Annotated in this window: 23 protein-coding genes; 3 read left to right on the forward strand and 20 right to left on the reverse strand. The window is 64.0% G+C overall.

What is annotated here, in order from left to right:
• Window positions 1-159 precede the first annotated feature (159 nt).
• From M1L53_RS29905 to M1L53_RS29915, 3 genes are all read right to left on the reverse strand, one after another.
• A complete protein-coding gene (locus M1L53_RS29905) occupies window positions 160-354 on the reverse strand; it encodes a hypothetical protein (RefSeq protein WP_063316352.1) in 195 nt (64 codons plus the stop codon).
• An 18-nt stretch (window positions 355-372) separates the two neighbouring features.
• The gene (locus M1L53_RS29910) at window positions 373-882 is read right to left on the reverse strand and encodes a hypothetical protein (protein ID WP_082845778.1); all 510 of its coding nucleotides are present in this window, start codon (window positions 880-882) and stop codon (window positions 373-375) included.
• A gap of 196 nt (window positions 883-1078) precedes the next feature.
• The gene (locus tag M1L53_RS29915) at window positions 1079-1525 is read right to left on the reverse strand and encodes a hypothetical protein (RefSeq protein WP_063316350.1); all 447 of its coding nucleotides are present in this window, start codon (window positions 1523-1525) and stop codon (window positions 1079-1081) included.
• A 276-nt stretch (window positions 1526-1801) separates the two neighbouring features.
• Here M1L53_RS29915 and mobF point away from each other — a divergent pair, with 276 nt between their 5' ends.
• Window positions 1802-6367: a MobF family relaxase gene (mobF, locus tag M1L53_RS29920; protein ID WP_193595858.1), complete on the forward strand. Its 4566-nt coding sequence runs from the start codon at window positions 1802-1804 to the stop codon at window positions 6365-6367.
• A gap of 48 nt (window positions 6368-6415) precedes the next feature.
• Here mobF and M1L53_RS29925 read toward each other — a convergent pair whose 3' ends face one another.
• Together M1L53_RS29925 and M1L53_RS29930 are read right to left on the reverse strand one after the other, a co-directional pair.
• Window positions 6416-7213, reverse strand: coding sequence for a DUF5710 domain-containing protein (locus M1L53_RS29925; protein ID WP_218694683.1), 798 nt, complete (start codon window positions 7211-7213; stop codon window positions 6416-6418).
• Window positions 7214-7313: 100 nt separating this feature from the next.
• Window positions 7314-7496: a hypothetical protein gene (locus M1L53_RS29930; protein WP_063316347.1), complete on the reverse strand. Its 183-nt coding sequence runs from the start codon at window positions 7494-7496 to the stop codon at window positions 7314-7316.
• Between the two features lie 90 nt (window positions 7497-7586).
• Between M1L53_RS29930 and M1L53_RS29935 the strand changes: the two genes are divergently transcribed.
• Both M1L53_RS29935 and M1L53_RS29940 read left to right on the forward strand, forming a co-directional pair.
• Window positions 7587-7898 (forward strand): hypothetical protein, encoded by a 312-nt coding sequence (locus M1L53_RS29935; protein ID WP_083059662.1) that lies wholly within the window; start codon window positions 7587-7589, stop codon window positions 7896-7898.
• Window positions 7895-8215, forward strand: a complete 321-nt coding sequence (locus M1L53_RS29940) for a type II toxin-antitoxin system PemK/MazF family toxin (protein WP_193595859.1) — start codon at window positions 7895-7897, stop codon at window positions 8213-8215. The genes M1L53_RS29935 and M1L53_RS29940 overlap by 4 nt, the downstream gene beginning before the upstream one ends.
• 72 nt (window positions 8216-8287) lie before the next feature.
• On the opposite strand, the gene M1L53_RS29945 is transcribed toward M1L53_RS29940, so the two are convergent.
• The 15 genes from M1L53_RS29945 to M1L53_RS30015 form a co-directional block, all read right to left on the reverse strand.
• On the reverse strand, window positions 8288-8461 hold the full coding sequence (locus tag M1L53_RS29945; RefSeq protein WP_156511760.1) for a hypothetical protein: 174 nt from the start codon (window positions 8459-8461) through the stop codon (window positions 8288-8290).
• Between the two features lie 280 nt (window positions 8462-8741).
• Window positions 8742-9368 carry a hypothetical protein gene (locus M1L53_RS29950; RefSeq protein WP_193595860.1) on the reverse strand — a complete coding sequence of 209 codons (627 nt, stop codon included), beginning with the start codon at window positions 9366-9368 and terminating at the stop codon, window positions 8742-8744.
• Window positions 9368-9640, reverse strand: coding sequence for a hypothetical protein (locus M1L53_RS29955; RefSeq protein ID WP_193595861.1), 273 nt, complete (start codon window positions 9638-9640; stop codon window positions 9368-9370). Before M1L53_RS29955 ends, M1L53_RS29950 begins: the two co-directional genes overlap by 1 nt.
• Window positions 9637-11400: a type IV secretory system conjugative DNA transfer family protein gene (locus M1L53_RS29960; protein WP_193595862.1), complete on the reverse strand. Its 1764-nt coding sequence runs from the start codon at window positions 11398-11400 to the stop codon at window positions 9637-9639. Before M1L53_RS29960 ends, M1L53_RS29955 begins: the two co-directional genes overlap by 4 nt.
• Entirely contained in the window at window positions 11397-11651 is a 255-nt protein-coding gene (locus M1L53_RS29965; protein WP_193595863.1) for a hypothetical protein, read from the reverse strand. The genes M1L53_RS29960 and M1L53_RS29965 overlap by 4 nt, the downstream gene beginning before the upstream one ends.
• Window positions 11648-13150 carry an ATP/GTP-binding protein gene (locus M1L53_RS29970; protein ID WP_193595864.1) on the reverse strand — a complete coding sequence of 501 codons (1503 nt, stop codon included), beginning with the start codon at window positions 13148-13150 and terminating at the stop codon, window positions 11648-11650. Before M1L53_RS29970 ends, M1L53_RS29965 begins: the two co-directional genes overlap by 4 nt.
• A 7-nt stretch (window positions 13151-13157) precedes the next feature.
• Complete coding sequence (locus tag M1L53_RS29975) at window positions 13158-14744, reverse strand: hypothetical protein (protein WP_193595865.1); 1587 nt, start codon at window positions 14742-14744, stop codon at window positions 13158-13160.
• A complete protein-coding gene (locus M1L53_RS29980) occupies window positions 14744-15034 on the reverse strand; it encodes a hypothetical protein (RefSeq protein ID WP_063316339.1) in 291 nt (96 codons plus the stop codon). Before M1L53_RS29980 ends, M1L53_RS29975 begins: the two co-directional genes overlap by 1 nt.
• Window positions 15034-17334 carry a hypothetical protein gene (locus M1L53_RS29985; RefSeq protein ID WP_193595866.1) on the reverse strand — a complete coding sequence of 767 codons (2301 nt, stop codon included), beginning with the start codon at window positions 17332-17334 and terminating at the stop codon, window positions 15034-15036. The genes M1L53_RS29980 and M1L53_RS29985 overlap by 1 nt, the downstream gene beginning before the upstream one ends.
• A 16-nt stretch (window positions 17335-17350) precedes the next feature.
• The gene (locus M1L53_RS29990; protein WP_063316337.1) at window positions 17351-18082 is read right to left on the reverse strand and encodes a hypothetical protein; all 732 of its coding nucleotides are present in this window, start codon (window positions 18080-18082) and stop codon (window positions 17351-17353) included.
• 49 nt (window positions 18083-18131) lie between these two features.
• Entirely contained in the window at window positions 18132-18551 is a 420-nt protein-coding gene (locus M1L53_RS29995) for a hypothetical protein (protein WP_193595867.1), read from the reverse strand.
• 44 nt (window positions 18552-18595) lie between these two features.
• Entirely contained in the window at window positions 18596-19999 is a 1404-nt protein-coding gene (locus M1L53_RS30000; RefSeq protein WP_193595868.1) for a ParA family protein, read from the reverse strand.
• A 50-nt stretch (window positions 20000-20049) separates the two neighbouring features.
• Window positions 20050-20661: a hypothetical protein gene (locus tag M1L53_RS30005; RefSeq protein ID WP_063316336.1), complete on the reverse strand. Its 612-nt coding sequence runs from the start codon at window positions 20659-20661 to the stop codon at window positions 20050-20052.
• The gene (locus M1L53_RS30010) at window positions 20658-21305 is read right to left on the reverse strand and encodes a hypothetical protein (protein ID WP_193595869.1); all 648 of its coding nucleotides are present in this window, start codon (window positions 21303-21305) and stop codon (window positions 20658-20660) included. Before M1L53_RS30010 ends, M1L53_RS30005 begins: the two co-directional genes overlap by 4 nt.
• An 81-nt stretch (window positions 21306-21386) precedes the next feature.
• Window positions 21387-23030, reverse strand: coding sequence for a peptidoglycan DD-metalloendopeptidase family protein (locus tag M1L53_RS30015; RefSeq protein ID WP_193595870.1), 1644 nt, complete (start codon window positions 23028-23030; stop codon window positions 21387-21389).
• Window positions 23031-23099: the final 69 nt, after the last annotated feature.

Here is a 23099-nt window from a genome sequence, read left to right on the forward strand (position 1 = left end):
GGGGCCCCCCCCCCCCCCCACAAACCCCCCCCCCCCCCCCCCCCCCCCCCCGGGGGGCCCCCCCCCCCGTTGGGGGGGGGGGTTGTGGGGCCCTCCCCCCCCACCCACCGCTGCGTCAGCTCCTCAGCGCGCCACCCGTGCAATGCGGCGCGCCAAAGATCAATTGAACAAATGATCCGTGGTCCCCGGCTCGGGAAAAGCGAAATCGATCCGCGGGCGCGCAACGGATTCGCCAGTCAATCCCTCGACAACGGCCGCGAGATCCGCATCGGTAATCACATTCACATGCTTCGTTGCCTGATACAGAGAAGCCTCCACCTCAGACCGCTCACGCGGAACGCCGTTCTCAGTCATCTACATGCCTCTCGGTCGTCAAAAAAGTGTTGGAGTATCCGTGCGCAGCAAAGCGGACTCCACCGCGTCCGCATCCCATCCATTGCGCAATGCATCCCGTAGAGCTTTCGATCGCGCTGCGCGGGCGGCGCGATCCGGGCCGTACCAATGCCAGCTCTGCCCCCGGCCGCCGCCGCGCCCCTTCGCGCTCATCCCTGCAAGATTCTGCGATTGCGTACCCGCAACCACATGTGGACGACCGGCGATGCTCGTCGTCGCCCGGACACAGATCGGGTTGTCACACACCTCGTGGATCGCGAACTCCGAATCGGTCAACGGCCGACCGAGTTCGAGCATCAGCGCGTACCGATGCGGGCGCACGACCCGCTGCCGGCCATCGCGCATCAACCAAAATCTTCCGTACCCGTCATCAGAAATACTGCCGGTCCAAAAATGGCAATCACGTTCGCCAGGTCCGCGCACGATGAACCGCGCGAAACGTTCCCGCTCCGGATCGCCGAGCGCCGGAAGCGTTAGGACGTCCGCCATCAGAACGAACTCCTAACGCTTGTGAGAGTTGCCGACGAATCGGCCGCGGTTTCCCCCAACCGGGGACAGCGATATCCCTCATGTGGATGCCCGAGATTTCTGTTCCCGCTCCGCTCGATCTCAGGCAACACACAATCGGTCGCTGACACCCAACCGGGGAAAACCGCGAAGGCCGACATTGGTTTGCTGGTCGCTTCTACGACGCCAGCGCGGCAGAATCAGTCGACGAAGTCGAAGCAGGCGCGGGCGAAGAATCTTCCTTCGACGCGGCCTTGTCGGCGGGTACTTTCTCCGATTTCTGTTTCGGCTTGGTCGACCGCAGCAACTTGTTGACCTCACTCGTCGTCAGACCGGTCAGCTGCGCGATGCTCGCCACCGTTTCACCGCGAGACTTGAGATCCGCAATCGCAGCCGCACCGGAACGATCCGCGTCCGCGATCTTGGTATCGGTTTCTTCGCGAATGCGCTCGATACGCACTCGCGCATCTTCCGCGATCTTCTCCCGCGACTCCTGCGCCTTGAAGAACCGGACGAGATCGTCCTCGACCTTCTTCAATCGCTCTTGCTCTTCCGCGAGACGAGCGGCATTCGCTGCGCGTGCCCGATCCCTCGCGCTGATCGTGGATGTGTTTGAGGACGCCATGCCGCAAACCTTACCGCCGGCAGCGGCGATCGGCCATCAATTGTTCCCCGCCCACCTAACGGTTCCCGGCTCAAAAACTCGGGCCAACCATCACAACTCCACTGAACCTTTTCACACATCACCATGTCAAACCATCTATCCATCCAGCTCATCCATATTTTCAAACACTTCGCTTCCCTCAGCACAGACAGCTCGTCCCTCACCAAATGCACTTCGTTTCACTCAGCCAAAACCCCAAATTCAGACACACCTCTTGCTGAATTTCAGACTTTGGGGGTGTCTGCCCTCCACCAGGCCGCCTGCGGCGACTATGGTGGCCTTGTGATGACGCTCCACGTACTGCACGCGGGCGATGGCTACGAGTACCTGACAAAGCAGGTCGCCACCGCAGACCGCGAGCTGGAGCACGGGCAAGAACTCACCGACTACTACACCGCCCACGGCACCCCGCCCGGTACGTGGTTCGGCGGCGGACTCGAAGATCTCGCACGAATGGATGCCGACACCGAGATCGCCGACCAGCATCGGATCACCGACGGCGCCACAGTGTCCGAACCTCAGATGAAGGCACTCTTCGGGGAGGGCATGCACCCCAACGCAGACCCCATGGTTGAGGAATCGATCAAGGGTGGGATGGACCCGAAGAAGGCCGTCAAAGAGGCTCGACTGGGCCGCAAGTTCCCGGACTTCGCCAACGACATCCCCCTCCTGAAGGCCCACCGCGCCGCCCTGGAGCAGTTCGCCGTCGACAACGCCCGCCGGCCCTCCAAAGCGGAGTCCGGGGCGTTGATGGAGAAGGTCGGAACCGCACTGTTCGAGGAGACACACCAGCGTTCCGCACAGGACCCGCAAGAGCTGTGGTCCTGGATTTCGGCGCAGAAGAACCGTGTCCGGCAACCCGTCGCAGGACAAGATCTGGTGTTCACACCGCCCAAGAGCGTGTCGACGATGTGGGCGCTCGCCGACGATGATCTGCGCCGCCAGATCGAACGAATCCACCACGAGACCGTCAAGGGCACGCTTGGCTGGATCGAGAAGGAAGCATGCTTCACCCGCACCGGCGCGACGAGCCAAGAGCACCAGGACACCACCGGCATGGTCGCCACCCTCTACGACCACTACGACTCCCGCGCGGGGGATCCGAACCTGCACACCCACGCCGTTGTGTCCATCAAGGTATGCACCGAAAAGGACGGTAAGTGGCGAGCTCTCGACGGTGCCACCCTGCACCGCTACGCCGTCGCGGCTTCGCAGCGCTACAACGCAGCGATCATGTCGAAAATGCACACCGAGCTTGGGTTCGGACTGACAGAGCGCAGCACCGGACGTGGTCGGCAGAACGTCGTCGAGATCGCCGAAGTGCCGCAGCAGCTGTGCGAAATGTTCTCCTCGCGGCGCACTCAGATCGAGACCCGGCGCGATCAGCTGGTCGCCGAATACCGCCAAAAGCACGACCGGATGCCCAGCGCAAAGGCGATGTACGCGCTCTACCAGCAAGCGAACCTCGACACCCGCGCCGGGAAACAGGAACCGCAAACCCTGCGCGAAATGCAGAACAACTGGATCACCCGATCTGCGCAGATCCTCGGCGACGACACAGCTGTGGGAGCCCTCGCCGAACAATGGCGCGGCGTGCAGCGCGAACACGCCGCTGGAGTGCGTGAGCACCAGGCGATGCGCAAGGCCGGAACACCGGCCGAGGAAGCGAAACGTGTCGTCGAACACCTCGAGAACGGCCGCGCAACGTGGGCGATCACCCACATTCACAGCGCCGTCGAAGCGAACTTTGCAGCCGTCTCCTTCCCCGACGAAGCCGCACGCACGGCCGCAGTGAAAGCCGTCACCGAACACGTACTGGGCGCGTCCGTGCACCTGCCGGCGGCCGAACTTCCCCCCGCACCGGAGGCTCTCAGACGCCGTGATGGTGAGTTCATCCTCACCAACCATGGCACCGCACTGCATACCTCCGCGAGCATCATCACCGCCGAACAGTTCATGCTCGACGCCACTCGGACACCGACCGCCTACATCGCGGCACAAGCCGGACTCGACAAGGTCGTTGAAAAAATCGCCCGTACCAGCGATCACCCGCTCAACGCCGGACAGCGCGAACTTGCCGAGCATTTCGTCGGCGCCGGAACGCTCCTCGCCGTCGGTGTCGGGCCCGCCGGCACCGGCAAAACGACGTCGATGAAAGCGGTCACCGACACCTGGCGCGCGACCGGACACGAAGTCATCGCGCTCGCACCATCCGCAGTTGCGGCCGAAACCCTGGGCGAAGAAATCGACGTCACCGCCCACACCCTCGCAACCCTGACGTACCCGTGGCGCGGCCTCGAAGGCCACGAACCACGCAGCCTCCCCGATCACATCGAGATCCCCGCCGGGGCGATGCTCCTCGTCGACGAAGCGTCCCTGGCATCGACCAAAGACCTCGCCGCCATCACCGAAATCGCCGCAGCCAAGGGCGCAGTGGTCCGGCTACTCGGTGACCCGAACCAGCTCGACGCCGTCGAAACCGGCGGAGCGCTGCGACTGCTCGCCGAAGAAACCAACGCACCCGAACTCACAGTCGTCGTGCGCTTCGGCAAAGACACCGAACAAGCCGAGAACTCCCTCGCACTGCGGCACGGTGACGAGAGCAGCTTGGAGCTGTTCTACTCCCGCGGATGGGTCCACGAGGGCACCGCCGCCGAGATGAAAGACGCCGCCGCAACCGCCTACCTCGCCGACATCGGCGCCGGGAAAACCTCGATCGTCATGCTCTCGACCCGAGACGACGTCCGCGAAGTGAACCTCGCGATCCAAGCGCACTACCGCGCCACCGGCACCGCCAAAGTCGGACACACCGTGACCCTGTCCGACGAACTCGACGCCGGAGTCGGTGACATCGTCCTGACCCGCAAGAACAAGCGCCGTCTGCGCACCAAGGGCGGCAAACGGCGCAACATGTTCGTCCGCAACGGCGACCTGTGGACCGTCACCGCCGTCAACGACAACGGCTCACTGAACCTGCGCAGCAAAACCCACGAGGGCATGATCACCCTGCCCGCCCGGTACGTGAAACGGAACACCGAACTCGGCTACGCCGCCACCGTGCACCGCAGCCAAGGCATCACCGTCGACACCTCCCACACCACCGTCGGACACACCACCAACCGGCCCGGCCTCTACGTCGCCACCACCCGCGGCCGCACCGAAAACCACCTGTACGTCCCCGTCGAACCCGGCGTCACCCAAGACACCGAGGGCATGCACCTGGGGTCCATCAACAACCCGGCCTCACGTGAAGTCCTCGAAAAGATCCTCGCCAACGACAACGGCCACAAAGCCGCCATCACCGAGATCCGCGACGCACTCGAGCACGCACGCAGCCCCGAACGACTCCGCGAGGCGTACCACGCCGCACACAGCAGGTTGCGCGATCGCTGGCTCGACGACGTCCTCGACCGGGCGCTGCCCGCAGCACTGCTCGCGACGATCGCCGCCGAAAACCCCGGCAGCCTCGCCGCGCTCCGCACCACTCTCGGACAGGCACACGACCGCGGTGACAGTGCCCGGCGCATCCTCAACGACGCACTCGCGTCCGGTGAACTCCACACCGCCCGCGACGTTGCGCGTGTCCTGAACTCCCGCATCGTCGAAGCCACTCAGACCGCAGCAGAAGCGGCAGCCGAGCGCTCCGACACGGCGCTCCCCCCGCTGCCCCCGCGCACCACCAACACCGACAAAGAACTCGACGACTACGCCCGCATCGTCGCCGATCGCTACGCCACCGCCCGGCCGGAACACGAGCGCACCGACGGCATCGGCGCGACCATCCGCCGGTACGACGAGACGCGGGCGCAGCTCGACACCACCCGCATCCACCGACCCGTGCGGGAAGCATTCGAACCCGAGATCGCCGAACGCATCCTCGCCGAAGCCGGGGTGCAGCGACTGGGCCGCCACCTACGTAAAGCAGCACTCGCTGGGATCGCGCCCGAGGCAGTTCTGTCTTGGCACGCGCAGCAACTCGCAGCACGGGGTGAAGACGTCACCGCCGCGAACCTGATCAAAGACATGGCACCAGCCATCACGACTGCGACCGAGAAGACGAACACCCGCTGGGCAGCCGAACACGACGACATCCTGCGCGAGCACTTCCCTCTCGCGGTGGCCGCCGCCGAACGCACCGAAGACCCGCGGTGGAACGCAGCAGTAGGCCGTATCCGCGAACTCGTCACCCACGCAGGTTTCGACGTCGACGAACTGTGCCGCACGATCGAGACCGCTGCGCACTCCACCGCACACGTCACCGGGATCACCGACGCACTCGACACCATCGCGCCGGCCGCATCAGAGCCCGTCGACCCCGCAGCGCCGCACTGGGTGCCCTCCCCCGACCTCGACGCCCACCTCGTCGACCCCACCCTCGCTGGGCAGCTGGAGACCACCTACACCGACATCGCCGCCGAACACACCGCGAACACCCGACGCATCAGCACCGACGATGCTCGCGGCAAAGACCCCGAACTGCGCTTCACCGAGCACCTCGAAGCGAGGCCCGACGACCCCGAGCTGGCAGCGCAATGGGATCGCACCGCCGCCGAGATCCAGGCATACCGCGACCGCCACAACATCACCGACACCACCTCAGTGGCCGGCGACCGGCCCGAGTACAAAGCCGACATCGCACCCTTCAACACTGTCCACCGCGACATCGACACCCTGCACGACCGCATGCAAGAGCACCGCGAAGAACAGCGGCGCGCCGAGCGGCAGCAGGCGACACTCGAGCATCACCACACCATCGCCCAACACGTGGAACACGAACAAAAACGCCGCGGACCGCGTCTGTGACAGCCGGCAGGCTGGCGTTTCGTCAGACGACAGAGGGGGCGGGTGGTCTCAGCGTGATCGCCACCATGCCGCGATCCGATCGCGCAATCTAGGTGCAGTGATCGCAGGGGTAGGACAGAGCGGGGGAACCACCGGTTGTGGTTGCCGGATTTGTGTCGCGGTGGGCCGGCCGCTTGCGATGATCCGGCGGTCGGCGGGCGCCGGAGGTCGACGAACCTGAACCCCGACGTCGGTGAGGATGCTCAGATCGAGAGCCCATTCCCCAATGGAGCGGGCTCGCCACTCATCGAACGCGGCAGCAACATGGCTCCGCGCCTGCGGACGGGTCATTCCGGTCACCGCAATCAGATGCTGCAAAGCTTGCTCTTCATTGCCTTTGATCTGCGCGAATCCGAAGTGCGTCACCTGGTGACAGGGCGTACAGAGACAGATGAGCCGGCCCAGACGTTGCACTTTGGTCGGCCAGTCGTAAGTCCATCTCTCGTGCACTTCGAGCCACCGCTGCGACGCTCGGTCTTCCGGGAAACCGCAGATCTCGCACTGCATCCCGGCGCGCCGCGTGACCATGCGGCGCAGTCTTTCCCAATCCTTCGGTTCGACGCAGTACCGGACATTGGTGAACCAACACGTATCAGGGACGAGGTCGACGAACAGACCATGACCGAGAGACCGGTCTTCACCCGGCAGGATCTCCGGAATGTCAGGGAGCGCGACCCATCGCGACAGACCTGCCATCTCGACTCGGGGCGCATACCATCGCTTGGCTGATGGATCCCACTTCGCGCCTCCGGCCTTCGCCAGATCCTTCTCTACATACGGAACATCCAGCCATATTCGACCCACCACCGTCGCTGCTCCCCTCAGCCTGCTCGACGAGCTAGACCCTACCGATCGCACATTGCCTGTCGCCTCGACGAGGCGTGCACGTGAGTGTGAAACGCCGAGCTCAGTCCGTGACCTTGAAGTCGCGGACTTCCCGGAGCGCTTCGCGTACTCCTTCGCTCCAGTAGTAAAGATCGACCAGTGTCGAGTCCTCAGTGTTGACGCGATCGATGCCGACTTCATTCACGAGGCCGAAGCCGTACTCCACGAATTCCGATTCATCCCGCTTCTGGGCAAACAGTTTCATTCGGCGAGTATCGCCAATCCCGCCGACAGGATCTGCGGCGTGTCCGAAAACTCATTGCCGTGATCCACAAAGTGAGTCATACTGTGAAACATGGATGTGAAACGGCTACCTGTAACACTAGACAGCGACGACCAAGCGGAAATCGCCGTGTTCGCCGACCCCGACCGCCTCGAAGCAGGAATCCTGCGGGAATGGGCGCAGCAGCAGCACATCACCATCCGCGACAACTCCGAGTCCGGGATCGCCCGCGCACTTCTCCGTGTGGGTGCAGAAGCACTCCGCGAGAAGGCTCTCGAAGCCGGCTATGCCGAACTCGCGAAGGATCAAGAAGAAGGCCTAACGGAACAACGAGCGCGCCGGCGCAGCTACGCCGAGCGCGTCGACCAGGCTTACGGCGAATGACGGCCGCGCTCCGCGGGCAGATCTACTGGTTCGACATGGGACACGGCGAGAAGCCGTGGGTGGTGGTCTCCAACAACGTCCGTAACCGCAACCTGAACACGGTCCTCGCCGCACGCGTGACCACCACACCGAAGCCCGGCGTTCCGACGGCCGTCCCCCTCGGAGCCGCAGATCCACTTGTCGGTTCGATCCTGGCGGACGACCTCATCCAGCTCTTCGACGACGAGATCGCCGCGAGCAGGCCGGCAGGAGCGCTCTCCCCCGCAACGGTGGTCAAACTGAACAAAGCACTCGCGATCGCACTCGGACTGCCCTAACGAACTCGCTGTACGACTGTGGCCCTCGACCTTTCCGGTCGAGGGCCACAGTCATGCAAGCGGAGGGAACTGTCACAGGTCGGTAAATCGCGATACCGAGAGCCACCGGAGCGTGAGGCCGAAACCCAGCCAGAGCACGACGAACGCGCCGACCGCCCACTGGCCTGGTGTCTCCTGCGCAATCAGCGATGCTGCGACGAACAGGGCGAGAAAAATCAATCCTGACCGGATGAACATTCCACTCATGCGTGCGAGTGACCGGATCAAAGGAAAATCCATCCGTCCGAGGGGGTCGTGCTCCTGCATGGCAGTCCACCAATCCGAATCGAGTTGTGATGCAAAGCATCCTATGAAAAAGAGGGTGTGTCCGCCACAGCACGGCGCGCAGGCCCCAGGCGGGACAACCCACGATCGCCGCAACCGTGGCGGACACGAGAAACATCAACTACCCCGAGGCCCGGACTCTCGAACGGTGGGCGAGACCGCCCGAAGGGCGTGGGGCTGTTGATGCTTCGGCTTGAGAGGGTTATTCGACGGGCCGATATGTTTCGGTGTCATCGTCGAATTCCCACCGGTCGCCGTCGATCTCGACCGCCGTGAAATCGTCGGAAGGATCTTCGGCGACCGCGCGGCCGCCGTCGATCATCTCGAGAACCTGATCCATCGTCAGCGCAGTCACCTTCCCGGCTGCGCTATCGACCAAGCCGAGGACCTGATCGATCAGCGGTGCGGGCGCGGTCTCGGGTCGAGGGTCGGTGTCGGCGGCGACGAATTCCGCGAAATCCGTGCCGATCTTCGGGTCGTTCGGCTGGTAGCCGCACTCTCCGCCACGGCATTCCTCGTTGAAGCCCATCTTGGGCAGCCGAGAGATCATCGGCCACAGCACGTGGTTGTGCCAGGCTGCCATACCGCCGTGATACGGGTTCTTCTCCAGCTGCTGGTACACCTCTCGGTGCGCCCACATCGCCGCCGTCAGCTCTTCGACCATCGGATCATGTTTGTACCAACACGATCGGATCTGCTGCCCACCGACGTTGTAGCGCCGGCGCAGCCACTCGACCCACTGTCCGAGCTCGAGCCACAGCTCCGCAGCAGCCTCGCGATCCAGGTGGCGCCAATCAGCCGGACCGGGTTGGTAGACCGGAATGCTCATCACGCACCACCTCCTTGGTGAAGCAGGCGCACCGAAGCTGCGCACGGTTCGCACGAATCACGGTGCCGCACATCCCGTAATCCGTCGGACAGAGTGAAGAGACCGTCGTTGTACGTTACTTCCGGATCGCGAACGAGGGCGCCGGCCGGGGAGACGACGATGATCGGGCGCTCGTACACCCCGCTGGAGCCGACGCCAATCCACAACGCGGAATCCCCGGGCGCCCAGTGGTCCGCGCACTCCCACGGTGAGGCCGCAGATTCGGAGCTCATAGTTCGGCTTTCGCGCAGAAGTCATCGAACGCCGACTGATTCGCCCGCACCCGCTTCGAAAGATCCGGAACATCCCACACCGATGGCAGCCGCACCTTCATCGGCCTGGCGTTGCGGTAGATCATCAGCGCTTGATCTTCCGGCATTTCACGAATTTCGTTGAGTGCCATCACCGGAACGCTGCGCGGTGCTGAACGCGGGTCCAGGCTGATGTATTCGTCGCGGCTACCCATCAACCGTGAGAGCGCCGACAATTCGCCTTCGTCACCTAGGCCTGGCAAGTAGATCCGTGCCGGGGAATCGCTCGACAACCGTTGCCCGTCGATGCGGCCCCAACGCTTCTCGTTCTGCAAGGCGCTGTGCACGAACGCCCAGATCTGGATTCCGCGGCCGCCCGAGTCCGTGATCAGATCCGGCATGTGCGGAATCGCCGCGACATTGTTCATTTCGTCGAGGACCATCCGCAACGGCGGATCGATCTTGTCGTCCTCGTTGCCCAGCCCGTGTGTCTTCGCGATGTGATAGAGCTCTGCCGAGAGCACGGTGGTGAACGCGGCCGCCGAAGCGCTGTGTCCTTCCGAGACCAGATACACGGTGTTCTTGCCCTCGGTCATCAGCGCATGCAGATCCGCGGACTCGCTGCGGGGGACGTTGATCGCGCTCATCAACTTCGGGGACGCCAACGGTTCGAGCAATCGCGCGCACGCGCTGACCACGTCATCGGAGGAGTCGGACTGTGAGTCCAAGGCTTGCTCGAGTTCGGCGTGCCAGTCCGGAAGGTCCTGCTCGAGAACATCGCGGACCAGTTGGACGTTGCGGGAGGACGCCCAGATCCGCAGGTCGATCATGTTCTTGTTCTTGACGGCGGCGGAGTAGAGGTAGCCGCGCATGAGCATCGCGGCCTTGCCGTTCCAATAGCCGGAATTGCTGGTGTCGTCCATCGGCATGGCTTGGACCAGTGCTTCTGCACGCCGCTTGGCGACTTCCGGATCCTCGCACCCGTCGAGGATCGACCACCGCATCGGATTGGGGATCGCGGTGAGCCCCTCCGGGTCGAAGACCTCGACGTGCCCGACTTCCCGGCGCTGCGCCCACGTGGAGCGCAACAGATCGCCGCGGGTCGAGGTAGCGACGACCGGGCCGACGGCGTCGGTGACACCTTTCCAGCAGACACGCCACGTCTTACCAGCACCAGTCGGTCCGGTGCAGGTCAGTCCGTCGCGGTACTGGAGGAATACGCCCTCGCCTTTGTGGTCGTACAGCTCCGCGACTCGGGTGGTCTCGACAGCGGCATCGATGCGTCGCACCGGAACGTCTTTGAGTGAGAGGCGGGTCGCTTTCGCCTTCCGGACGGCCGCCTTTTCGCTGATACCGGTTCGGGCGAGTTCGGTGCGGTCAGCGAATCCGGACTCTCGCACCCGCCGAGCGGCGGCGCGTTTCATCTGCTGCCCGGAAAAGAACAGCCCCATCCACAGGCACAACGCCGCAACGATCGCGATGGAAACCCACGTCAGTACCGGTCCGCCCGGCCGAGAACCTTCCGGCCACGCGAGTGCGGGGTCGCCCGGATTCCGGAACAGCCCTTCGAACACGTCGAGAACTCCGTACACACCGGTGGGGAGAGCGCCGCCATGACCGGACACGACACCTGAGATGTATCCGCCGGCAACGACGCTGACGACGGCCGAAGCAACGAGACTCACAAGGGGAAGCACGCCAGGCGGCACCATCGGTTGCGTAGGACGCTGAGTTGTACTCACGACTTGTCTCCTTCGATCGGGTCGGACATCACAAGCTCGGACCGCGAGAGTGTGGTGCGGGTGGATGCCGTATCGGATGTCCGGCCCCGCGGTGACAGGGGCGGCCTATGGCCGCTGGACCTGCGCCGCGCTACCAGAACCCACATCATGAGCGCGCAAGCAGCTACCGACCCGCCGACCAGAATGGTGAAGGCAACGAGCGGCGGAACAGGAAGCGTCGTCAGGCGATCCGGAGCGTCTGTGGCGATCATGCTGCCTCTCCCTTGATCACTTCGTCGGTGTTGGTGAGTTCGATTTCAAGATCGGAACGGACGTGCTGCATGAGAATCGGGTCGGCGCTGCCGTACTTGACCAGGCAATGTCCTTTCGCCAGGGACATGATGATTTCTGTCGACCCGGCCGGCAGGTGGTACATGCGAGCTGTTTCCTCTGCATCCTCGACACGGTCCTGCCCGTACAAGAAGACGATTCCGGCCTCTTTCATCAGCGCACGCGCGGGAGAGTCGACCGGGAGGTCCGAGATGTGGTGGAACGCCGAAACCGTCGAAAGACCGAGGCCGCGAGAGAGTTTCATGTTCTCGCGGAACACCTTTCCGGTCGAGCCGTCGGCGACGTGCCAGCCTTCCTCGATCAGCAGCAGCGTTTGCATGTGCTTGGCGGAGCGGGTTGCGAGAACGTTCGCGAGCCAGGTGTTGATCACGGTCATGATGACCCGCAACGCCGGCCCCTTGTTCGGGAGGGCCGAGACGTCGAAGTGCACGAACGAATGATCGAGTGCCTCGCGGACCTCCGGGGAAGTAGCGCCGTCGACGAGGCCTTTGAGGTCTCCTTCGCACAGTTCTTGCAGCGCGAGACCAGGATTGAGGCCCCAGCGGCGCGAATCCTCGGCGTGCAGTGAGCCGAAGATGTTGCCGCTGCCGGGGCTCGCTTCGAGCAGTTCCGCTGCGAGTTCGCGCAACGTCGGCTCGCGGTTTTCCGCATCGGCGCGTTCGTTGACGGACTTGAGTGCTTGGCGCACAGCTGCTTTTTCCGTCTCGACGAGGGAACGACCCATCGTGTCTTCGATGACGGCACCGACCAGCGCTTCCTGACCGGCCGGGGAAACACCGTCCGTACGTTGGGTTCCGCTGGCGATAGCCGGGTCGAGCAGATTGATCCGGACGCCGTCACCGCCGGCGAGGAATCGGATCGATCGGGCGCCCATCGCCTCTGCGATACCGGAATACTCGCCGCCCTTGTTGCCCTGCCGCTTTTTGTCGATGACGACGCACTGCCGGTTGTTCGCCAAGGCGAGTTGCCGGATGCAGAACGCGGTTTTGATCAGCGACGACTTCGCCTTGCCGATGTCGCCGACGATGGCGACGTTGATGTTCTCGATTTCCGAGCCGTAGAGCGCGAACGGGTCGGTGATCACCATCGACTGGTTGATCTTGTTCAGCCCGGTCATGAGTCCTTCGTGACGCACCGAGCGGCGCATCGTGGCCAGGTTCAGGGCTTCACCTTGCCGGGTGGTGGTCCACGCGCCTTCCGCCCGTACCTCGTACCAGCCCCACCGGTCCAACCATCGGTTGCGTTTGGGGGCAGGCCGACGGGTGGTGATCCTGTCGGAGGCGTGGACCGCTTGCGTGACTGCGACTTCCTCCGCGCCCTCGACCTGGACTTTCTTCTTCCCGAGGCTTGGTGTGAGGGTCCATCGGTTGGACTTCTTGTGGCCGCGACGGTGCGCGGTGCTCTGTTCTGTCTTCGTCATCGCCGGTTCAGCCCCTTGTCTTGATTCGAGTCCATTTGGTGGCCGCCAGTCCGCGGCCGAGAGGCAACGTCAAGAACGCGGCCACGTCGTGGCGGTTGTCCTGCCACACGATTTCTCCGATACCGCAGTTGTCGGCGGCCTGCTCCACACGTGTACCGGCGCGTAATGCGTCGTCTTCGTTTCGGCCGGTGACCGAGACGGCCATCGAATAGATCAAGCCGTGGTGTCCGCTACCGGGAAGAAGATCCTGTCGGCGGCGAGCTGATTCGGTTATCGCCACGTCGGAGGCGCCGTCGGTGGTTTTTCCCTTGCGGCTCTCCTCGATGCGCTTGGCCTCGTCTCGGGTGACGTCCTTCTTCGCGGCTTCGCGGGATTGGGAGGCTTCCACGAAATCCATGCGCACCATCACCGTGCGGATGGTCGGGGCGGCGGCGATCTCGTCGTCTCCGACGTCGGGCTCGACTCCGGTCAAGAACGGGCCGAGCCACAACGGGCCGAGTTCGCGCGGTTCGATCGCCCGCGGGGGAATCACCCCGGCCCGTGTGTGCCACGCCCCCGCGATCTCGACCGACTCGTCGCGGCCGATGTAAGAGGGCCAGCAGTTGTTCCACCGCACACCTTTGTGCGCGTCGAGCGGGAAGGTGGGGTCTTGGAATGCGCGAATCACCGCGCAGGCTCGCTGTTCGCCGTAAACCTCCACCCGGCCCATACCGGCGCGTTCGAGGGAATGCTGCGCCTTCTCCGTTTCGTCGCGAATGACCTGAGCGATACCGCCCACCAGGGCGGCATCCTTGCGGCGCGCGATGCGGGCAGCTTCGGCGAGGAACGTCGGTGACTTCGGAATGATCAGTACGCAGTACGAGCGGTGCTCCTCGACATACGGGGCGTTGCGGTCGAGGAGCTGACCGTAGGAACGGATCGCTTCGTCGATGCGCCGCACGGATTCACCGGCGGCCGAGATCATGCGCATCATCCAGTTCTCGTGAGGCGCCATGTCGGCCGGGACGCTGCGGTGCAGCAGCGCCACACCCCGAACGAACGAGGACCGCTTCGCGAACCCGGCGAGGATACGACCGAACGCAGCTGAGGTCACCGCCCACTCCGCATCACCGCGTAGACCTTCGGCCAAACCTTGCATCGCCACGATCACCGAGTAGTAGTTGTTGTCGCCCGGTGTGGTGTGTTCGAGGATGAACATGTCGTCGAGGCCGGTACCGGCCAGATCCACCGGCTTCGTCTGGTAGAGCGGGACGGGGAACTCCCACCCCGGATCGTGGTCGGGGTCGCCGAAGTTTTCGTCCCTGGCGCTGACGTAGACATGCTCACCGCGCTTGCGGCGCTGACGGTTTCGAATCTGCTTGGCTTTGCTTGCCGCATAGGACTCACGCTGCCCGAATTCGAACGTCGCACCGATGACGGCCAGGATCAACGCCAAGTCGAACCCGAGCACCCAGATGTTCTGCCCGATGACGAAGATCAGGGCCAGCGCTAGGACGAGTGTCGCGCTCCAGGCGATCAAGACCGGTTCGGCGAAAGGCAAGTTTCCTTTGCGGGCGATCTGACGCCCCAGGATCGACGTGCGTTGTTCACTCATCACTGTTCTCCGGTCACTGGTTCGGTGGCGTCTCGACGGCGGGCGGCGCGTGCGCGGACCAGCCGTTCAACGTAGGTGTCCGGTCGAGAAAACTCGGTGCTCGCGACGAACCCGGCCAACATCACCAGGCACGCGGCCGCGAGAGTCCCTACGGACAGCCCGATCATCACCGTCAGGTACAGCGGGATCGCAACTGTTCCGATCCTGGTGAGTACCACTGGATCTCGGAACTGAGCGAGACCGTGCAGTGCGGCGTCCCGGCCGAGGTAGGTGGTGCGGTGCTTTCTCATCAGTTCTCTCCATCCGCGTGTTCGGGAGCGCTTTGCGCCGAGGCGCCGGCCTTGTTCATCGCCGCGCCGGCAGCGGCCACCGCGAAGGGCGCCGCCACTGTCGCTGCACCTGCAGCTGCGCCGGCGGTTGTCTTCGCCGCGCTCATCAATTTCGATTCGGCGCTTCCCGCTTTGGCTCCGCCCTTGCCGGAGTCTTTGCCGCCGATCCCGACGGAACCGGACGAGGTTTGCGCTCCGTGGCCCGATCGACTGGACGCGTGATCGGACGATGCTGACGATGCGTCGGGGGAGGAATTGTGGCCGCCGAGGTGATCGGAGGGTCCGGTGCCGCGTCCGGGTGAGGTCGCGACGTCGGCATTGCGGGACGCAGCTCCCCCGTCGCCGCCGCCGCCCGATCCGCCTCCGGCTTGCTGCTGGTACATGCTCGCCGACGAGCCGATCATCTCGCCCGAGGCTGAGCCCGAGCTACCGAAGTCGGCGGAATCCGCAGCGGTCGGCAGGATCGGTGACCACTTGAGCAACGCGAACGGTGCCAGACCGATCATCACGAAGCACACGGCGATCAGGGCGAGTTGGCCCAGGGATTCCAATTTGCCGTCGTCGGCGACTGATCCTTGCGCTGAGACGTTGATGACGACGAATACAGCGGCCAGCAGTACGAACAGCATGGGCTTGGACAGCACGACACCGAGAAACATCATCACCGGCCGAAGCGCTTTCTTTCGCCAGGTGGGGTGCACCCACATGCCGAATGCGATACCGCTGACCACTGCGAGGACGGGAAGCGCGGCCGCGTGCATCAAGAAGCCGAAGAAGACCGAGAGCACACCGATGACCATCAACCCGAATCCGATGATGCCGGCGACGGCTCCACCGACCAGGGTTTCGTCGTTGAGAGCGCCCAGGGAGGTCGATACGTTGTTGATCACTTCGTCGGTGGTGGTGCCGATCGCGCCTACCAACGCGACCGAGATCTCGTGGGCGAGACTGATGACGAATTGGGCGATAGAGGGAGCGAAGAGCATCAGCATGATCCCGGCGGGCAAGTATCCGAAGAAGTCCTTGGCGAGTTCTTCGCCTGGGCGGCTTCCGTCGGCTGACTTGTACAGCGCGAAGATCGTGGCGATAGCCAGCACCAGGAGACCCAACCCCGTCGACATGGCGTACACAGTCAAGAACTGCGGCTCCAACGGATCGAATTCGCCGATGCCTGCCAAACCGGGCAGGACCGAATCGGTCATCGACATCGCCGAACTCTTGAATTTGTTCGCCCAGGAATCGATCACGTCCGACGGGTCTTTGACGAATGCGACCAGATCACCGAGCGGGCCGGCAACGGTATCCCACGCGAAGGTGAAACTGTCGACGAAGATCTTGCCGCCCATATAGGCCGGCGTTGCCCTCATCATCCCGCCGAGGGTCTCGCCGAGGCGGTCACTGAAACTGGTGTTCTGATCGATCCAGTTCATGGTGCCGCCGAACAGTTTCCCGACCCTGGTGTTCCATTCCGTGCACGCGAACATGTCTTCCCCAGGTGTTGCGCGCTCGCAGTTGACGAACATCGCGTGCATGCAGAGGACGCCGGGAACACCATTGCCGGCGCAGGGAGCAGTCCAGGCAGCGTCAGGCACCTTGTCGGCGTTCGGCTGCTTCTTCATCGCCGCGAGTGAGGCCGCGTCCGGTGTCGGGCTCCACTCGAAACCCCATGTGCTGGTCGTCTTCGTTGTCCACCGCGCCAGATCCTGCGCACAGGTCGGAGACGGCGGGTACATGTCCGCAGCCTCATCGAGGGGGAACGTGTTCGGATAGACGCCCTTGAGGATCGACTCGTCCGTGATGCTCAAGGCGGCCTTCTGGTTCGCCTCCACACCCATGTCGATGCCGGACATCTGTGTACCGGCGCCGCCGGCGGCGACCAGGGCGTCGATCAGAGCCGGGTTCTTCGACATCATCACCTGCGGTGCCCACATGGCGATCCGCTCGGATTCTTTTGCCGTCCAGTACATCAACCGGTTTTCGTTGTGCATGACCTGTGTCGAGTACTGGCCCATGTCGCCGCCTTTGTCCTTGCAGACTCCGGTGAACCACGAGGCGGATTTGAATTCGTCTGTGCCGGCGACGAACTTCTTCAGATCATCGGGAAATCCTTTGGGGAGTTCCTTGCCCGACTGAGTGGCATTCTGCACGCCAGGAGCCGGGTCGGTGTTGGGGACAGCAACTGGTTCCGCTGCCGCCGGCAACGCCAGTCCGAGCATCGCGAACAATGCCACGACCGCGGTCAGAATGATTTTGCGCCACATCAGTCAGGCCCCCTTTCTAGTTGACGTAGAACGTGTAGAAGCCGTTCGCGCCCGGCTTCGAAAGCGCCGAATCAGCGGCCGGGAACTGGGCATCATCTGCGGACGGGCCGCTGACGAACTTCCAGTCCTGGGCTTTCCAGTCCCCGTTCTCCCACTTCACCGTGACGGTGCTCGTCGAGTAGACGGTGAGGATGCCGACCTTGTCGCTTCCTTCACTGATCGGGCTTTGACCGACGCCCATGCCCCACACGGACACGGTGGCCGAGTCCTGGGTGAAGTCGGGGACGGTGACGATCAGTGGCACGTTGTTGACGGTTTTCCCCAGATCGGTGCGGCCGCTGGAGATGTCGATGACGGTATTGAGCGCATCGGTCGCATTCGCCGAGACAGCAACTTCTCGCAGCTTTTCGGCGTCGATCCGGCCCTGGTACGTCTGACCGTTGGCCTGGATGAAGTTCACGGCCGCGGTCTGTGCGCCGGCCTGATCGCGGGTGTATCCGGCCGGAACTCCGTCGATGGTCGTCGTCGGACCGTGGGCTGCACGAATTGCATCGGCTCCGCTCCCCTTGTTGTCATCACCACCACCGGAGGTGAGGAGCGCGATCACCAACGCGAGGAACACCACTGCGACAACACCAGTGGCGATAACGCGCTTGCGGTCAGAGAAGAACCCTGATCCGCCACCTGTGGATCCAGTCGCCGCGACCGGACGGTTGCCCGTACCTACCTGAGAAAAATCTTTGACCATGAGTTCTCTTCTTTCTCGTGAAAAATGCTGAGCTGGAGCGGAATTCGTCTCAGCCTTGAGTGACGAACATGATGGCGCCGATGATGACGGTCAGAAGTGTCAGGCCGCCGAAGGCGGTGGCTGCGGTCTTGACCTCAGCGGCGTTGTCGGTCATCTCCGAGGCGTAGCCGCCGTTCTTCGCTGCTCGCATCTTGTACAGCGCGAAGATCAGTTTCACGCCGACACCGCCCATTGCGAGTGCCCAGATGGTGCCGAGCACGCGGACCCAGACGTTCTGGAACGCAGGTCCGAGGAACTCGAGGGTGGGGGTGACCCCTTCGAACGGGTTCTTCGACTTCGGCGCGTCCTGAGCTGCGGCAGGAGCGGCGGTCATGATTGCCAGGGCGATGGTGCCGGAGGTGATGGCCGCCGCCCGACGCAGCCGGCCGCCGCTGGTGGACGGGCTCACCGGTGTGTTCTGTTCGTTCATCGTGTTCCCTTTCGATGTGGTGTCTGGCTGTGGTGCAGTGGTTTTCAATCCAGGCGCCCGCGACTTCGCGGGTGGGGTGGAGTTACCGGGCGAGGACGGAGAGGGCGGGGGTTCGGCCGAGGTTCCGGCTCGTACTCCGCGTATCGGTCCTCGTACTGCGCGACCGGTTCGGGTCGGGCTGTACGTCGAATAACTTCCGGAGGACGTTGGATCTGCTCGGGGGTGTACGGGTCGGCGTACTCGGCAGCGCGGCCGTACACGCTGGCAGCGAGAGCATCCGCGATTTCGGCGGCGACATTGGTGTAAGCCTCGATCGTGGACGGAAGGAGACGGTCGTAGACGATGCGCTCCCCAGTCGCGAACGACGGCTCGTAGGGAACCCGGATGACGTTCTCTTCCGGAAGGCCCAGTCGAGCCAGTCCCTCGACGAGTTCAGGCTCGAGGGTGGGATCGGAGCCGGGTGTCACGACAGTCAGCACGATCGCGGAGGACACCAGATGGCCGAAGCCGCGGGCGATGATCCCTTTGAACATCCGCAACGCCATCTTTGTCATGTCGAGGCGCAGCGGCAGGGGAACGACCAACAGGTTCGAGTGCTGCACGGCCCATTGCCAATTCGCGGCCACAGGTTCGTTGCCGGTGTCGATGAAGATCAGGTCCCGATGACGGCGGAGTACAGCCATGATCGCCGCGCACTCGTCCCAGCCGATGCCATGATCGCGTGAGGTCGAAGTGTCGGCTCCGAGGACTTCGTCGTGCGTGGGTTGAAGCCGCAGGAACCTGCCGAGCGCACCCGACACGGCTCCCGCAGAGGTGAGATCGCGGGCGTTCTCGAGAACATCCCAGGGGCCGACGTCGGGATCGGTGGGATTGGCCGCGCGGTCTCCGAGAGTCCCGGTGGACTGGTTGGCATCCCACGCGACAACGCCGTGGCGGTGCGAACCGAAGGTGTTGGCCAGGGTCAGGGTCGTCGAAGTCTTTCCGGCATCACCTTTGAGGCTGATCACCGAGACGACCATGCAACCGGGTAGCGGCTGCTGAACGCGGGTGACGGATTGGCGGAACCGCACCTCCGCCGAGTCAGGCTTCGGCGCCATCTTCATGCCGACCGCCGCGTTGACACGTCCGCGCCAGCCCCATGTTGCGGGGCTGTCGTCGACTTCGCTTGTCTCCCGCTCGAACCGGTAGTCGAATTCGGGTTCGTCGTTCTCTGCCAGCGCGTCCTGCCCGACCGCATACGGGTCGTCGTATCCTGCCGACTCGTCGACCAACTCGGTATCGCCGGATTCGGCGGCTGACTCGATCTGCGGGGCTGGTTCAGGAGTCTCGATCGGGGCGGTCTCGGCTTCGGGCCGAGATTGCCGACGTAGACGCTGGCCGCGCAGGTCAACGGCCTTTTCGGTGGTGTAGGTGTCCTGGTGCTCGTCGTAGGGGTCAGGAGCGCTCACGGGAGTTCCTTTCGGGGAGGGGGTGGTTCCGGGGACGTTCTTCTCGCTGGTCATAGCTTTTTAAGGTCGTCGACTGCCCACAGACCGCCGCGACTGACGACCAGGACGGCGACGATGGCGGTGTCGACGCCGACGATGGAGCCATCGGACGCAATCGCGGTCTGTTCGACCTGATACATCCGGTGCACCGCAGTCGCGGTGTCCACGGCGCCCTGGTTCGGTACCGAGCTGACCGTCGGCCAGACCTGCGCGTCCTTCGCGGCCCATTCGAGCCACTGACCGCCGGGGCTTCCGGTCGGGGTGGTTCCGGTGACATCGCCGAGGAAGCGTTCGGTGAGCAGGTCGCCGGTGCGGGCGGCCGCGTCATTGGGTCCGCGATCGTCAGCGGTATTCCAGGTGAACCAGGTGGTGACCACGGCGTCGGCAACGGCAGCCGGATCGCTGCGGTCCACGATGGCGACCTGTTCGGGCGCGTGTTCCGGAACGGTGGCCGCAGGCCGTGTGGGCTCGGCCGCCGAGGTTTCGTTCGGGGACCATTGCTGCGCCCGTGCGCCCGTCGTGGTGGACGGGCCGGTTGCGGTGCCTTCCGTGCCCGAGGAGCACCCGGCCAGGGCAATAGCGACGGCAGATGCAGCGGCGGCGGCCGCGAGGTGGCGTTTCACGACTCGTCCTCGATGAACAGATCCGACAACCGAATCGCCTGCCACGCCTGGTAACCAGGCTCTTCGCACCAGTCCACGGCCCGGTTGTTGTCGGTGATGTCGAGGTCGAGTGCAACACCGTGCTTGGCTGCCATACCGGCGAGGGAGTTCCCGTCGATCTCCGGATTGGAGATGTGCAGGAGCAACCGCACCGCGGGAACGTTCGCGTCCTCACGCGCTTTGCCGGCGAGGAATACCGCCTTACCGGCTGCGGAGTCGTCTGCCGAGCGCTGGTTGCCTTCCTTGAAGACCGTGTCGTTCTTGTGGAACGTCCCGTACCAGGCCGCGTCGTCGACCGGTCCGAGTACAGCGAAGCTGCCCCGCTCGTCACCGGCGGCGAACAGTTCCACCAACGGTGCGGTGGCGGCGGCTTCGGCGATCTCCTTCTTGCGTTTGGTCGCTTCCGCGTCGCGGAGTACGTCGTAGTCGAGATCGAGTTGTTTGACCAACTCGCGCTTGACCTTCGGCCACATGCTGCGCGAGAGCAGTTTGTTCTTCTTCGCCCACGCGCGGATCTCTGAGGAATCGCTGGTGCGCAACTCGTCAGCGGCGGCGCGTACTGCGTCGGCGGCCTGTTCCCATTCGGTGGCTGCGGATACCGTCATTTCTGGGATCTACCTTTCTTCGGGTGAAACTTCATTCCGGGGTGGTCATCGGGTTGCGATGTTCTGGTCTGGGTTGTTCTGTCAGGCAAAGCGTTTCGCTGCCAACCCGGAGGATGGTGGGGTCCAGTCGGAGATTTTGACGACATCGCCCGATTGCGGAGCTTCGACGACCTTGCCGCCGCCCATCCAGATGAAGATGTGGCCGCTGTGGGGTTGGATGATGTCGCCGGGTCGCAGGTCGGCGGGGTTGGTGATCGAGGTTCCGCGGGAGTCGTCGATCTGCATCTGATCCTGGTGAGGGAGGACCGTTCGGCCGCCCGTGGCTTGCGCCACTGCGTATTTCACCAGTCCGGAGCAGTCGAACCCGATCTTGTTGAAGTCTCCGAAACTGTCTGCCACTCCCCCGTCGCGGACGCCGCGCGTCGGTCCGTTCTCGTCGCCGCCGCCCCAGGCATACGGGGTGCCGAGCCACCGCAGTGCGGTATCGACGACGGCCGAGCCGGTGGACGGGCCGCCTGGAATCGGGCCCGCCGGGGCGGACGTATCGGTGAATTCCTCGATCGCGAACTTCTGAATGTTGGTGACGTAGCCGCGTGTTTCCTCGTTCTGGCAGACCTGGCCCTGCGACAAGGTGTTTCCGGGGCCGCAGTTGTACATGGACAACGTCAGCGGAATCAGCTCGCCTTGCAGGCGGCCGTCAGCCATCGCCTTTTTCGTCAGCTCGAGCATCTTGCAGTCGTAGGACGCCATCGACATCGCAGCGTCGGCCGGTGAGCGCATGTCGAGCTTTCCGTCCCCGTCCCCGTCCACGCCTTCCTGTGCAGCAGTTGAGGGAAGGAACTGTGCCGGGCCGTCCGCACCGGAGTCGTTGTTGTGCGCGTTGACGTTGAAGCCGCTTTCCTGCTTGAACTGCCCTGCCAGCAGCGGAGCGGTGATCTCGGGGCAGGTCCCGGCGGCTTTGAGGATCCACGGTTCGAACTCCGCAGGTACGCTGCCCGGCTTGAGTCCCCCGCCGCCCAGACTCGGTCCACCGCACCCGGCACCTGCCGGAAGTGGAGTGATAGCGGCAGCGTTGACGATCGCGGGAGACGGAACACCCGTGCCGGGCGCGGGAGCCGGTGCGGGTCCGGACGGCTCGGCAGCACCGGCGAGCCACGGTGCGGGATCGGTTGGCGTTCCGGCGCCGTCGGGAAGTCGGCCACCCTCCCAGACCTCGAAATGCAGGTGCGGGCCTGAGGAATCGGCTTCGTTTCCGACAGCGGCGATTTCCTGACCGGCGGTTACCTGATCACCGGTCTTGACCTTGATCGTCGAAGCGGCCATGTGGCCGTAGACGGTGGAAATCCGCTTCCCGTCGACGTCGGTGTCGATGATGACCCAGTTCCCGAACCCCGACGCGGGGCCGGCCTCTGCGACGACACCGGAGGTAGCGGCATAGATCGGAGTACCGAGCGGGCCGGCGAAGTCGGTACCGCGGTGCATGGAACCACCGCGAGGACCGAAACCCGACGTCAGTTGGTAGGTACCGGCCTTGAGCGGCTGCGTTTTGGTTCCCGGAGCTGGTGCCACGGATCCGGTAGTTGCGGTTGTGGGCAGGCAATCGTTGGAAGGTTTGGGATTGTTGTCCGTACCGAACATGACGAAACCGAGCATCAGGACCACTGCGACGATGACGCCGCCAGTGGCCTTGAGGCCGGTCTTCGTCGAGCTGGGTGAATCACCCATCGTCATGTCCTTGTCGTTGTGTCGTGCCGTGCCCGCCTGGGCAACGTGTGGGACCTATCGCGGCCCGAG

It is taken from the genome of Rhodococcus sp. T9N (assembly GCF_024436645.1).
Taxonomy (GTDB): domain Bacteria; phylum Actinomycetota; class Actinomycetes; order Mycobacteriales; family Mycobacteriaceae; genus Rhodococcus_F; species Rhodococcus_F qingshengii.

Excerpts from the sequence above, each read along its gene's own strand:
- M1L53_RS29905 (WP_063316352.1), bottom strand. The coding sequence starts at position 354 with ATGACTGAGAACGGCGTTCCGCGTGAGCGGTCTGAGGTGGAGGCTTCT.
- M1L53_RS29910 (WP_082845778.1), bottom strand. The coding sequence starts at position 882 with ATGGCGGACGTCCTAACGCTTCCGGCGCTCGGCGATCCGGAGCGGGAA.
- M1L53_RS29915 (WP_063316350.1), bottom strand. The coding sequence starts at position 1,525 with ATGGCGTCCTCAAACACATCCACGATCAGCGCGAGGGATCGGGCACGC.
- M1L53_RS29930 (WP_063316347.1), bottom strand. The coding sequence starts at position 7,496 with ATGAAACTGTTTGCCCAGAAGCGGGATGAATCGGAATTCGTGGAGTAC.
- M1L53_RS29935 (WP_083059662.1), top strand. The coding sequence starts at position 7,587 with ATGGATGTGAAACGGCTACCTGTAACACTAGACAGCGACGACCAAGCG.
- M1L53_RS29940 (WP_193595859.1), top strand. The coding sequence starts at position 7,895 with ATGACGGCCGCGCTCCGCGGGCAGATCTACTGGTTCGACATGGGACAC.
- M1L53_RS29945 (WP_156511760.1), bottom strand. The coding sequence starts at position 8,461 with ATGAGTGGAATGTTCATCCGGTCAGGATTGATTTTTCTCGCCCTGTTC.
- M1L53_RS29950 (WP_193595860.1), bottom strand. The coding sequence starts at position 9,368 with ATGAGCATTCCGGTCTACCAACCCGGTCCGGCTGATTGGCGCCACCTG.
- M1L53_RS29955 (WP_193595861.1), bottom strand. The coding sequence starts at position 9,640 with ATGAGCTCCGAATCTGCGGCCTCACCGTGGGAGTGCGCGGACCACTGG.
- M1L53_RS29965 (WP_193595863.1), bottom strand. The coding sequence starts at position 11,651 with ATGATCGCCACAGACGCTCCGGATCGCCTGACGACGCTTCCTGTTCCG.
- M1L53_RS29970 (WP_193595864.1), bottom strand. The coding sequence starts at position 13,150 with ATGACGAAGACAGAACAGAGCACCGCGCACCGTCGCGGCCACAAGAAG.
- M1L53_RS29975 (WP_193595865.1), bottom strand. The coding sequence starts at position 14,744 with ATGAGTGAACAACGCACGTCGATCCTGGGGCGTCAGATCGCCCGCAAA.
- M1L53_RS29980 (WP_063316339.1), bottom strand. The coding sequence starts at position 15,034 with ATGAGAAAGCACCGCACCACCTACCTCGGCCGGGACGCCGCACTGCAC.
- M1L53_RS29985 (WP_193595866.1), bottom strand. The coding sequence starts at position 17,334 with ATGTGGCGCAAAATCATTCTGACCGCGGTCGTGGCATTGTTCGCGATG.
- M1L53_RS29990 (WP_063316337.1), bottom strand. The coding sequence starts at position 18,082 with ATGGTCAAAGATTTTTCTCAGGTAGGTACGGGCAACCGTCCGGTCGCG.
- M1L53_RS29995 (WP_193595867.1), bottom strand. The coding sequence starts at position 18,551 with ATGAACGAACAGAACACACCGGTGAGCCCGTCCACCAGCGGCGGCCGG.
- M1L53_RS30010 (WP_193595869.1), bottom strand. The coding sequence starts at position 21,305 with ATGACGGTATCCGCAGCCACCGAATGGGAACAGGCCGCCGACGCAGTA.
- M1L53_RS30015 (WP_193595870.1), bottom strand. The coding sequence starts at position 23,030 with ATGGGTGATTCACCCAGCTCGACGAAGACCGGCCTCAAGGCCACTGGC.